General features: G+C 58.7%; 10 protein-coding genes. All 10 read left to right on the top strand.

Annotated features, from left to right (window positions below):
• Positions 1–176 precede the first annotated feature (176 nt).
• The 10 genes from gap to DWX39_RS04010 all read left to right on the top strand — a co-directional run bounded on the left by gap (position 177) and on the right by DWX39_RS04010 (position 11,505).
• Entirely contained in the window at positions 177–1,202 is a 1,026-nt protein-coding gene (gene gap / locus DWX39_RS04055) for a type I glyceraldehyde-3-phosphate dehydrogenase (RefSeq protein ID WP_099431436.1), read from the top strand.
• Between the two features lie 140 nt (positions 1,203–1,342).
• The gene (gene pgk, locus DWX39_RS04050; protein WP_117758578.1) at positions 1,343–2,533 is read left to right on the top strand and encodes a phosphoglycerate kinase; all 1,191 of its coding nucleotides are present in this window, start codon (positions 1,343–1,345) and stop codon (positions 2,531–2,533) included.
• A complete protein-coding gene (tpiA, locus tag DWX39_RS04045; RefSeq protein WP_022094882.1) occupies positions 2,526–3,293 on the top strand; it encodes a triose-phosphate isomerase in 768 nt (255 codons plus the stop codon). The genes pgk and tpiA overlap by 8 nt, the downstream gene beginning before the upstream one ends.
• Positions 3,294–3,298: 5 nt before the next feature.
• Positions 3,299–4,852 (top strand): 2,3-bisphosphoglycerate-independent phosphoglycerate mutase, encoded by a 1,554-nt coding sequence (gene gpmI / locus DWX39_RS04040; protein ID WP_117758577.1) that lies wholly within the window; start codon positions 3,299–3,301, stop codon positions 4,850–4,852.
• Between the two features lie 164 nt (positions 4,853–5,016).
• Positions 5,017–5,271: a preprotein translocase subunit SecG gene (gene secG, locus DWX39_RS04035; RefSeq protein ID WP_117758576.1), complete on the top strand. Its 255-nt coding sequence runs from the start codon at positions 5,017–5,019 to the stop codon at positions 5,269–5,271.
• 290 nt (positions 5,272–5,561) lie between these two features.
• Positions 5,562–7,238 carry an ABC transporter substrate-binding protein gene (locus DWX39_RS04030; protein ID WP_117758575.1) on the top strand — a complete coding sequence of 559 codons (1,677 nt, stop codon included), beginning with the start codon at positions 5,562–5,564 and terminating at the stop codon, positions 7,236–7,238.
• A gap of 157 nt (positions 7,239–7,395) precedes the next feature.
• On the top strand, positions 7,396–8,433 hold the full coding sequence (locus tag DWX39_RS04025) for an ABC transporter permease (protein ID WP_117758574.1): 1,038 nt from the start codon (positions 7,396–7,398) through the stop codon (positions 8,431–8,433).
• A gap of 14 nt (positions 8,434–8,447) precedes the next feature.
• Complete coding sequence (locus DWX39_RS04020; protein ID WP_117640785.1) at positions 8,448–9,383, top strand: ABC transporter permease; 936 nt, start codon at positions 8,448–8,450, stop codon at positions 9,381–9,383.
• A gap of 2 nt (positions 9,384–9,385) precedes the next feature.
• A complete protein-coding gene (locus DWX39_RS04015; RefSeq protein ID WP_022094887.1) occupies positions 9,386–10,477 on the top strand; it encodes an ABC transporter ATP-binding protein in 1,092 nt (363 codons plus the stop codon).
• Complete coding sequence (locus DWX39_RS04010) at positions 10,477–11,505, top strand: ABC transporter ATP-binding protein (RefSeq protein WP_022094888.1); 1,029 nt, start codon at positions 10,477–10,479, stop codon at positions 11,503–11,505. The genes DWX39_RS04015 and DWX39_RS04010 overlap by 1 nt, the downstream gene beginning before the upstream one ends.
• Positions 11,506–11,516: the final 11 nt, after the last annotated feature.

Genomic DNA, 11,516 nt, shown 5'->3' with positions numbered 1-11,516 from the left:
GAGGCTGTTGCAATGAAAATGACAATCAAGGAAAACGTTTTAACGTAAATTTGATTTTCAATTTCGAGCATTCTCGTGAAATTCAAGTCAAAAAAAGGTATATTAGGCGAGTGGTTAGTTTGTGGGCCTCAACGGCGGGCGCTGTAGCTTGCGGGGGCCTTACGAAAGGAGACACAATGGCAGTAAAGGTTGCTATTAACGGCTTCGGTCGCATCGGTCGTCTGGCTTTCCGTCAGATGTTCGGTCATGAGGGCTCCGAGATCGTCGCTATCAACGACCTCACCTCTCCCGATATGCTCGCTTACCTGCTGAAGTACGACTCCACGCAGGGCAACTACGCTCGCGATCACGAGGTCGTTGCTGGCGAGGATTCCATCACCGTTGACGGCAAGGAGATCAAGATCTACAAGGAGGCCGACGCCAACAACCTGCCTTGGGGCGACCTCGACGTCGACGTCGTTCTCGAGTGCACCGGCTTCTACACCAGCAAGGCTAAGGCTCAGGCCCACATCAACGCTGGCGCCAAGAAGGTCGTCATCTCCGCTCCGGCCGGCAGCGATCTGCCCACCATCGTGTACAACGTCAACCACGAGACGCTGACCGCTGAGGACAACATCATCTCCGCTGCTTCCTGCACCACCAACTGCCTCGCCCCGATGGCCAAGGGTCTGAACGACTTCGCTCCCATCGTGTCCGGCATCATGACCACCATTCACGCCTGGACCGGCGACCAGATGCCGCTCGACGGCCCGCAGCGCAAGGGCAACAAGCGTCGTAGCCGCGCCTGCGCCGTCAACATCGTCCCCAACACCACCGGTGCTGCCAAGGCTATCGGCCTGGTTCTCCCCGAGCTCAACGGTAAGCTCATCGGTGCCGCCCAGCGCGTCCCGACGCCGACCGGCTCCATCACCAACCTCTACGCTGTCGTTGACAAGAAGGTCACCGTCGACGAGGTCAACGCCGCTATGAAGGCCTACGCTTCCACCATCTCCGAGACCTTCGGTTACAACGAGGACGACATCGTCTCCACCGACATCATCGGCGAGACCCACGGCTCCATCTTCGACGCCACTCAGACCATGTGCTCTGACCTCGGCAACGGCCAGACCCTCGTTCAGGTCACCTCTTGGTACGACAACGAGAACTCCTACACCTCTCAGATGGTCCGCACCATCAAGTACTTCGAGAAGTTCGTTGCTTAATTTAGCTTTTAGCGAATAGCTCGTTGAGCGTCTAAAGAAGGGCGCGGCCTCATAGGGCTTACACCCTAGGGTCGCGCCCTTTTTATAGGAAATCGTCTGCCGTAATGGGAGGCAGACACGTACGAAAGGTAGAAGCAAACATGGCCTTTACCAAGAAGACCGTCCGCGACATCGATGTCGACGGCAAGCGCGTTCTCGTCCGCGTTGACTTCAACGTGCCTATCAAGGATGGCGTCGTTGGCGACACCACCCGCATCAAGGCTGCCCTGCCCACCATCAACTACCTCGTTGAGCACAACGCTCGCGTCATCCTCATGAGCCACCTCGGCCGTCCCGATGGCACCGGCTTCCAGCCCGAGCTCTCCCTTGAGCCTGTCGCCAAGAAGCTGGCCGAGCTCTCTGGTCTCGACGTTGCCTTTGTCGCCGACACCTACGGCGAGAAGGCTTCCGAGGCTGTCGCCGCCGTCGAGCCGGGCAAGGTCCTCGTTCTCGAGAACGTCCGTTTCGACAAGCGTGAGAAGAAGAACGATCCCGAGATCGCCAAGAAGCTTGCTTCCTATGGTGACGTCTTCGTTCTCGATGCCTTCGGCACCGCTCACCGCGCCCAGGGTTCCGTCGTGGGCCCCGCCGCTTACCTGCCTGCCGTCGCTGGCTTCCTGCTCGAGAAGGAGGTCGACACGCTGACCGGCATCTTCGCCGAGCCCGAGCGCCCCTTCGTCGCCATCGTCGGCGGTTCCAAGGTTTCCTCCAAGATCGGCGTTCTCGATCACCTCATCGACTCTGCTGACACCCTGATCATCGGTGGCGGCATGGCCTACACCTTCTTCCTGGCTCAGGGCTTGACCGTCGGTCAGTCCCTCAAGGAAGAGGACTGGGTCGAGCGCGCTGGCGAGATGCTCAAGAAGGCCGAGGAGAAGGGCGTCAAGATCCTGCTCCCCATCGACAACCGCGTTGCCGATCACTTTGGCGAGGACGCTGTCCCCGAGGTTGTCGCTTCCGACGCTATCCCCGACGATCGTGAGGGCATGGACATCGGCCCCAAGACCGAGGAGCTCTACGCCGAGGCTGTCAAGGGCGCCAAGACCGTGTTCTGGAACGGCCCCATGGGCGTCTTCGAGTTCGATAACTTCGCTCACGGCACCCAGGCTATTGCCGAGGCTGTTGCCGAGGCCGACTGCACCTCGATCATCGGCGGTGGCGACTCTGTCGCAGCTGTCAACAAGTTCAACCTGGCCGACAAGATGAGCTGGATCTCCACCGGTGGTGGCGCTTCCATGGAGCTCGTCGAGGGTAAGGCCCTGCCCGGAGTGGAGGCGCTTCTCGATGCCTAATCGCACCCTTCTTATCGCTGGTAACTGGAAGATGAACAACGACGTCGCCGAGGCCGCCAAGCTCGCCGACGAGCTGGCTCAGGCTCTGCCCGAGGTTCCGGCTGGCGTCGAGGTGCTCGTCTGCCCTCCGACCATTGACATCACCACGGTTCATGACCGTATTCAGGCTGCCCCCATCGCCCTCGGTGCTCAGAACGTGTACTGGGAGGCCAAGGGTGCCTTCACCGGTGAGTCCTCTTGCGACATGCTCAAGTCCGCTGGCTGCACCTACTGCATCATCGGTCACTCCGAGCGTCGCGATTACTTCCACGAGACCGACGAGGATCAGAACAAGAAGGCCAAGGCCCTCGTTGCCGCCGGTCTTGTTCCCGTCTTCTGCTGCGGCGAGTCCCTCGAGGTCCGCGAGGCTGGCACCTATGTCGAGCACGTCGTGAACCAGGTCAAGGCTGGCCTTGCTGGTCTTGAGATCACCTGCCCCAAGCAGGTCGTCGTCGCCTACGAGCCCATCTGGGCTATCGGCACCGGCAAGACCGCTACCGCCGAGGACGCTCAGGAGGTCTGCGGCGCTATCCGTGAGACCCTCAAGGAGATGTTCGGCGAGGAGCTCGCCAACGGCATCCGCGTTCTCTACGGCGGTTCCGCTAAGCCCGGCAACATCGCCGAGCTCGTCGCCAAGCCCGACGTTGACGGCGCCCTCGTGGGCGGCGCTTCGCTCAAGGCTGCCGATTTCGCCTCTATGGTCGTTAAGGCAGGCGAGTAGGACATATGGCACAGCGTCATCTTCCTGCACTTCTGATCATCATGGACGGTTGTGGCCTGGCTCCGGCCGATGGCGAGAACGCCGTCGCCGCTGCCAAGACGCCCTTCCTTGATAGCCTGTACGCTCAGTATCCCCACACCACGCTCGGTGCTTCGGGCGAGGACGTGGGCCTTCCCGACGGCCAGATGGGCAACTCCGAGGTGGGTCACCTCAACATCGGTGCCGGCCGCATCGTGTTCCAGGAGCTTTCGCGCATCAACAACGCCATCAAGGACGGCTCCATCGCCAAGAACGAGGTCTTCGTCAAGGCTATGGACGACGTCAAGGCCGAAGGCAAGACCCTGCACCTCATGGGCCTTATGAGCCCTGGCGGTGTTCATTCTCACATGAACCACGTCGAGGCTCTGGTCAAGATGGCTGCCCAGCATGGCGTCAAGACCGTTCGCGTCCACGCCTTCATGGATGGCCGCGACGTCGACCCGCAGTCCGGTGCCGGCTACATGAGCGAGTTCTGCGCTTTCCTGGCTAAGATCTCCGAGGAGACCGGTTGCGACGCTCGCGTTGCCACCGTTTCGGGCCGCTATTGGGCCATGGACCGCGACAACCGCTGGGAGCGCATCCAGCGTGCCTACGACGTCATGGTCAACGCGTCCGATGCCGATACCGACCCCGTTGCCGGTATCAAGGCCTACTACGAGAAGGATCCGCGCGGCGACGAGTTCGTCGAGCCCTTCGCTGCCCACAACGAGGGCATTCACGAGGGCGACGCGGCCATCTTCTTCAACTTCCGTCCCGACCGCGCTCGTCAGATGACTCGCGTGTTCACGGACAAGGAGTTCGACGGCTTTGAGCGCGAGCAGATTAAGCTTTCGCACTTTGTGACGATGACCGAGTACGATCCGACGTTTGACGTCGAGGTCGCCTTCCCCAAGACGTTCCCCGAGAACGTCTTGGCCGACGTTATCGCCGCCAATGGCCTGAAGCAGCTGCACACCGCCGAGACCGAGAAGTACGCCCACGTGACGTTCTTCCTCAACGGCGGCATCGAGGAGCCCAAGGAGGGCGAGGAGCGCGTGCTCGTCGCTTCCCCCAAGGTTGCTACCTACGATCTGCAGCCCGAGATGAGCGCTCCCGAGGTTACCGAGAAGCTCGTCGCCGCCATCAACGAGGATCGCGCTGATTTCTACATCGTGAACTTCGCGAACTGCGACATGGTTGGTCACACCGGTGTCTTCGACGCCGCCGTTAAGGCCGTCGAGGCTGTTGACGATGCCCTGTCCAAGGTTGTCCCGGCGATTCTCGCCAAGGGCGGCTTTGCGCTGATCACCGCCGACCACGGTAACGCCGACCACATGTTTGACGTTGCTTCCGACGGTTCCAAGCATCCGTTTACGGCTCACACCACCAACCGCGTGCCGTTTATCATCGTTGATGATAAGGCCAAGCTCACCGGTATCGAGGACGGCCGTCTTTCCGATATCGCTCCGACCATGCTCACCATGGCTGGTATTGAGCCTTCCGCCGAGATGACGGGTCGCGTGCTCGCCACCGAGGCCTAATAGAAAACAAATACCGTTTTCTAGTAAGGGGGTTGTCCACAACCGGACGACCCCCTTTTTGGTATTTCTGCCATTTCTACCCCGTCCCTAAATGGCAGGTGGGGGAGTGTTGGAGGTTGTGGTACAGTACTGGAGTTTGAATTGTTCTATTAAGGAGCTTATCTATGGGTCCGTTTCAGATTCTTCTGTTTGTCGTTTGGGCTGTTTCTGCCGTGGCGCTGACGATTCTCGTTCTGATGCATTCCGGTAAGGGCACCGGCGTTTCGGATATGATCGCTAGCTCGCTGTATAACTCCAGCTCTGCCACGGGCGTCATGGAGCAGAACCTTGACCGCCTGACCGTTATCATGGCTGTCGTGTTTTCCGTGTGCGTTGTGCTGTGCATGTTCTTCTTCCCGCAGGGCATCGTCGGCTACTAAGCATCGGCGTATATACGTTTGCAAAGGGTCCCGCATGTGTGGGGCCCTTTTTGTTTACAGACTTGTAACAGAGTCAAAATATCCCCACATACTTCGCCTAACTAAAGAAATTCTCGACCGTTAACCGGAATTAGCGCCATATTGTGCATAAAATGCGCTACTGTATTGCGAAACGTTGGTCCGCACTGCATAACCAGCCATAACGGCGGACCGCGTTTGAATGGTTCGATTGGGCTGTCTCGACGTTGCCCGGCCGAATTCACTTTGTCCTATCTCATAAGGAGGATGGCATGGCTGATTCTATGTTCCACCAGCCCGTTATGGGTCGTCGCGCCTTTGTTGGCGGCACCCTCGCTGCGAGCTCCATGGCTTTTCTTGCCGCATGCGGCAAGAAGGGCGGCGACGCTTCCGGATCTGACTCCGGTTCGACGCTGAACTTCTACATCAACAACCCGGTCTGCATCGACCCCTACAACGTCCAGGAGGATCAGGGCACTCAGGTCGAGTACCAGCTCTTCGACGCTCTGACGGAGTACGACCCCGAGAAGGGCGAGATCGTTCCGCTGGCTTGCGAGTCCTTTGAGGCTAACGACGACGCCACCGAGTTCACCTTCAAGATCAAGAAGGCTAAGTTCCACAACGGTGACGACGTTACCTCCAAGTCCTTCAAGCTCGGTTGGGAGCGTCTAGTCAACACCAAGTCGGCCATCGCCACCGAGTATGGTCCTTCCGAGGTCTCCTATCACCTTTCCATGGTTGAGGGCTATGACGATCTGCTTGCCGGCAACGCTACCGAGCTCAGCGGTGTTACTTGCCCCGACGATGAGACCCTCGTCGTCAAGCTGTCTTCCGCTTACGCCGACTTCCCCTTCGTCGCCTCTCACCCGGCTCTGTCCCCGGTTCCCGAGTGCGCCGAGTCCGATGTCAAGAGCTTCTACCTTGCCCCGGTCGGTAACGGCCCGTTCATGATGGACGGTAAGTGGGAGGATGGCCAGGAGATCAACCTCAAGAAGTTTGACGATTACTATGGCGACAAGGCCAAGATCGATGGCATCCACTTCCAGGTCATCAAGGACATGGAGACCGCTTACAAGGAGTTCCAGGCCGGTAACCTCGATGTCTGCGACGTTCCCGTTGCTCAGATCGATGCCGCCAAGAAGGACCGTGGCGAGTCCAAGGACGGTTACACCATGGGTGACGGCGAGCATATGCTGCTCGGTGCCGAGCCTTCCACGTACTATCTGACCTGCAACACCACGGCCGAGCCGTTCAATAACGCCGACCTGCGCAAGGGCATCTCCCTGGCCATCAACCGTGAGGCCATCTGCAAGACCATCTTCAAGGGTACCCGTACCCCCGCCGACGGTATTGTTCCTCCGGGAATCGCCGGCTACAAGGAGGGCGCATGGGAGTTCTGCGCCTATGACGTCGACAAGGCTAACGAGTACCTCGACAAGGTCGCTCCCGCTGGCGCTAACGGCGATCGTGGCATTAGCGTGACCCTTTCCTACAACCAGGACGGTGGTCACAAGGAGATCATGGAGTCCATCATCGGCGACCTCGCCAAGGTTGGCGTTACCGCTGTCTCCGATACCCCTGAGTGGTCTGCCCTGCTCGAGCAGTATCAGAACTTCAACTATCAGTTCGGCCGTCTGGGCTGGATCGCCGATTACCCGATCATGGACAACTTCCTGTACCCGCTGTTCCACTCCGACTCCCTCGGTGGCGACAACCGCTCCGGTTACAGCAACCCCGAGTTCGATGCCAAGGTCGACGAGGCCCGCACCACGGTTGATGACGAGGAGCGCATCGCCAAGATGCGGGAGGCCGACGCCATGGTCGCTGCTGACTGCCCGGTTATCCCGGTGATGTTCTACACGCACACCATCGCTGGCTCTGACCGCGTCAAGCATCTCTATGTTGATCCGCAGAAGCACGCCGATCTGGGTACCGCCGAGCTCGCCTAAGGGTTTTGCAGCTTCCGTGAGGGTCAAGTATTTACGTAGACCTCATGGGAAACATACAGTTCTCCCTAACCTGGGGTAAACTGGCTGATGGTAATTTTGGGATGCCGGTCTGGCGATCGGCATCCCATTTAGGTTAATCCCTAGATAGGGGAGTGGTATGGGTAAGTACATCGTTAAACGTGTGCTTCAGTTCATCCCGGTGTTTTTGGGCGTTACGCTGATTCTGTTCGCCCTCCAGAATATCGTGCCGGGAGATCCGATCAAGCTGATCGGTGGAGACAAGGCTCTGTCCCCCGAGGTGGAGCTTCAGCTTCGCGTTCGCTATCACCTGGTCCAGACGGACGAGGACGGCAACGCGATCCTTGACGAGAACGGCGACCCCGTTCAAACGTCGCTCGTGGACCGTTACTTGTATTACATGAACGGCCTGCTTCATGGCGATCTGGGCAATTCGTACCAGCGCAAGCTGCCGGTTACGGAAATCTTTGCCCAGAAGTATCCGTATACGGTCAAACTTGCCGCGTGCGCCATCGTGCTCGAGGCAATCATGGGTATCGGTGCGGGTATCATTTCGGCGGTTAAGCGTTATTCCTTCTGGGATATTTTGGTAACGCTCACCACGTCGATTCTCGTTGCCGTCCCGGCCTTCTGGCTCGGTATGTTGCTGCAGCTGTTCTTTGGCGTCATTCTCAAGGACGCCACGGGCGGTGCATTCTCCATGCCGATCTCGGGTGCCGGCGGTTCCAGCTCTCAGTATCAGGATTGGATGCACTATGTGCTTCCGACCATTACGCTGGCTTCGGTTTCGACCGCTTATGCCGCCCGCATTATGCGCTCGCAGCTGCTTGACGTCATGAACCAGGATTACATCCGTACGGCAAAGGCCAAGGGTCTCTCCAATCGCGCGATCATTATCAAGCATGCGCTTAAGAATGCACTCATCCCCGTCGTTACCTATATTGGTGTCGACTTCGGCGGCATGCTTTCGGGCGCCATCCTGACCGAGACGGTCTTTAACTGGCCCGGCATCGGCTTCGAGGTCTACCGCGCCATTAGCATGCGCGACTGGCCCATCGTTATGGGCGGCGTTACGCTCATTGTTGTCGTCGTTATGGTGATCAACCTGCTCGTCGACATTAGCTATGCATTCCTCGACCCGCGCATCCGCCTTGGCGGTCCGTCGGATAAGGCCTAAGGGAGGTACGTCTCATGCAGGAAACTGATTCTCAGTCTCAGGAGCAGGCTACCGCCACCAAGGCCGCATCTGCTCCCGCCAAGTCCCGCACGCTGTGGGGCGACGCTTTTAAGCGTCTTCGTAAGAACAAGCTCGCCGTTATCGGTGTCTGCTGGATCATCATCGTTGTTGTGGTCGCCCTGACCGCCGATCTGTGGGCTAAGCCCTGGCTCGGCTCTCCTACGGCTTCTGACTCGACCACCATGGCCGAGACGTCGCTGCTGGCTCCGTGTGCCGAGCACCCGTTTGGCACCGACTCTCTTGGTCGTGACATTCTCGTCCGTGTTATCTACGGTGCACGCGTTTCGCTTTCCGTCGGTATTATGGCCACCGCCATCTCCACGGTGATCGGTCTGGTCATGGGCGCCCTGGCCGGTTTCTATGGCGGCATCTGGGATACGATCATCATGCGCTGTGCGGACATCTTCCTGGCGTTCCCGTACGTGCTGTTCGTTGTTGCCATGATTGCCGTTATCGGTCGTGGTCTTCAGAATGTCTTTATCGCCATCGGCATTCTCGGCTGGCCTTCGATTGCGCGCGTCTTCCGATCCGCGATCCTGACGGTCAAAGAGAACGACTATGTTGACGCCGCTCGCGCTATGGGTGCATCCGATGCGCGTATCGTTATGCGCCATATCTTCCCGAACTCCGTTGCTTCTATCGTGGTCTATGCGACCATGAACATTGGTGGCGCTATTCTGACCGAGTCTGCCCTGTCCTTCCTCGGCATGGGCGTTATCCCGCCTACGCCTTCGTGGGGCTCCATGATTCAGGACGGTCAGCAGTATCTTCTGACTGCTCCCTGGATGATGATCATGCCCGGTCTGGCAATTCTCTCGACGGTGCTCGCCTTCACCCTGCTGGGTGACGGTCTGCGCGACGCCCTCGACGTCAAGATGAAGGACGCATAAGGATGAAGAAGAACAAGAACTATGTGGACCTGAAGGACCAGCCGGTTCCCGAGGGCCAGCATCTGCTCGAGGTCGATGACCTTAAGATGTATTTCCATACCGAAGATGGTGTCGTTCGCGCTGTCGACGGTGTGTCCTACACACTCGATCGCGGCGAGACCCTGGGTGTCGTCGGTGAGTCCGGCTCCGGTAAGTCCGTGACCGCCATGACCATCATGGGTCTTATCTCGATGCCTCCGGGAAAGATTGAGGGCGGCGACGTTCGCTATCGCGGTCGTTCTATCCTCGAGATGACCGAGGAAGAGATGCAGCACATTCGCGGTAACGATATCGCGATGATCTTCCAGGATCCTATGACCTCCTTGAACCCGGTCTATAAGATCGGCAAGCAGGTGGGCGAGGGCCTTCGTCTGCATCGTGGCTACTCCAAGCAGGAGGCGCTCAAGCGCGCCACCGAGCTTTTGGACCTCGTTGGCATTCCCGAGCCCGAGAAGCGCGTCAATGAGTATCCGCACCAGTTCTCTGGTGGCATGCGTCAGCGCGTCATGATTGCTATGGCCCTTGCCTGCGATCCCGATATTCTGATTGCCGACGAGCCCACGACCGCCCTGGACGTTACCATTCAGGCTCAGATTATTGAGCTTATGCAGGAAATGCAGGAGAAGAACGGCAACGCCATCATCATGATTACCCATGACCTGGGCGTTGTCGCCGATATGGCCGACAAAATCATGGTTATGTATGCCGGCCGTCCTGTCGAGTTCGGTACTGCTGAGGAAATCTTCTACGAGAGCCGCCACCCCTACACCTGGGGCCTTATCCGCTCCATCCCGGAGCAGGCCATCGAAGAGAAGAAGCCGCTGACGCCGATTCACGGCAACCCGCCTTCGCTCATGAACTTGCCTGAGGGCTGCGTCTTCTCTCCTCGTTGCCCCTATGCGACGGACAAGTGCCGCAAGCAGCGCCCCGAGCGCGTTGTCACCGAGTCTGGTCATTACTCTGCGTGCCACTACTCCGGTGACCCCGAGTTCCTCAAGAACGCTCCTGAGACGTCCCGTACGCGCAAGGATTCCAAGAAGGGAGGCGAGGCGTAATGGCAGATACCAACGAGCGTACTCCGCTGCTGAAGGTCGAGCACCTCTCTAAGGAGTTTCCCGCTGAGTCCGGCATGTTCGCCAAGCGCTTCTCCAAGCGTGTCGTCTCTGCTGTGAACGACATTTCGTTCGAAATCTATCCTGGCGAGACCTTTGGTCTGGTCGGCGAGTCTGGTTGCGGTAAGTCCACCACGGGCCGTACCATCATGCGCCTCACCAAGCCGACGGCCGGTAAGGTGTTCTTCCAGGGCAAAGATGTTGCCGAGATGAGCAAGCATGAGATCAAGGACATGCGTCGCGAGATGCAGTTTATCTTCCAGGATCCTTATGCTTCGCTCAATCCTCGTATGACCATCGGTGAGATTGTCTCTGAGCCCATGACCATTCACGGCGTGGGTACAAAGGAAGAGCGTATCGAGCGCGTCCGCGAGCTGCTGGACGTCGTCGGTCTGAATCCCGAGCACATCAACCGCTATCCGCACGAGTTCTCGGGCGGCCAGCGCCAGCGTGTCGGCATTGCCCGCGCCTTTGCGCTCAAGCCCAAGCTGATTATCTGCGATGAGCCCGTCTCTGCGCTTGACGTATCCATTCAGGCCCAGGTTCTGAACCTTCTTAAGGAGCTCCAGGACAAGTTCGGTACGGCTTATCTCTTCATTGCTCACGACCTCTCTGTCGTGCAGCACATTTCTGATCGCGTTGCCGTTATGTATCTGGGCAAGATGGTCGAGGTTTCGGACTGGAAGACGCTCTACAGTGAGCCGCACCACCCGTACACGCAGTCGCTGCTGTCTGCCGTGCCGGTGCCCGATCCGGATATCCAGAAGACCCGCAAGCGCATCATTCTCGCTGGCGATCCGCCGTCGCCGCTGGATCCGCCGACCGGTTGCCGTTTCCACACGCGCTGCCCGATCGCGCAGGGCATCTGCTCCGAGAAGCTTCCCGAGTTTAAGGAAGTCGCACCGGGTCACTGCTGCGCCTGTCACTTCGCGGAGCCGTTCCCGATCAAGGAATCGCACATCGACCTGTAGTCGGTTGTTCT

It is taken from the genome of Collinsella sp. AF19-1LB (genome assembly GCF_003459655.1).
In the GTDB taxonomy this organism is placed as follows: Bacteria; Actinomycetota; Coriobacteriia; order Coriobacteriales; family Coriobacteriaceae; genus Collinsella.
This window is presented reverse-complemented; position numbering and strand designations above follow the sequence as displayed.

Coding starts and splice junctions, on each gene's coding strand:
- pgk (WP_117758578.1), top strand. CDS start 1,343: ATGGCCTTTACCAAGAAGACCGTCCGCGACATCGATGTCGACGGCAAG.
- DWX39_RS04020 (WP_117640785.1), top strand. CDS start 8,448: ATGCAGGAAACTGATTCTCAGTCTCAGGAGCAGGCTACCGCCACCAAG.
- DWX39_RS04015 (WP_022094887.1), top strand. CDS start 9,386: ATGAAGAAGAACAAGAACTATGTGGACCTGAAGGACCAGCCGGTTCCC.
- tpiA (WP_022094882.1), top strand. CDS start 2,526: ATGCCTAATCGCACCCTTCTTATCGCTGGTAACTGGAAGATGAACAAC.
- DWX39_RS04025 (WP_117758574.1), top strand. CDS start 7,396: ATGGGTAAGTACATCGTTAAACGTGTGCTTCAGTTCATCCCGGTGTTT.
- DWX39_RS04030 (WP_117758575.1), top strand. CDS start 5,562: ATGGCTGATTCTATGTTCCACCAGCCCGTTATGGGTCGTCGCGCCTTT.
- secG (WP_117758576.1), top strand. CDS start 5,017: ATGGGTCCGTTTCAGATTCTTCTGTTTGTCGTTTGGGCTGTTTCTGCC.
- DWX39_RS04010 (WP_022094888.1), top strand. CDS start 10,477: ATGGCAGATACCAACGAGCGTACTCCGCTGCTGAAGGTCGAGCACCTC.
- gpmI (WP_117758577.1), top strand. CDS start 3,299: ATGGCACAGCGTCATCTTCCTGCACTTCTGATCATCATGGACGGTTGT.
- gap (WP_099431436.1), top strand. CDS start 177: ATGGCAGTAAAGGTTGCTATTAACGGCTTCGGTCGCATCGGTCGTCTG.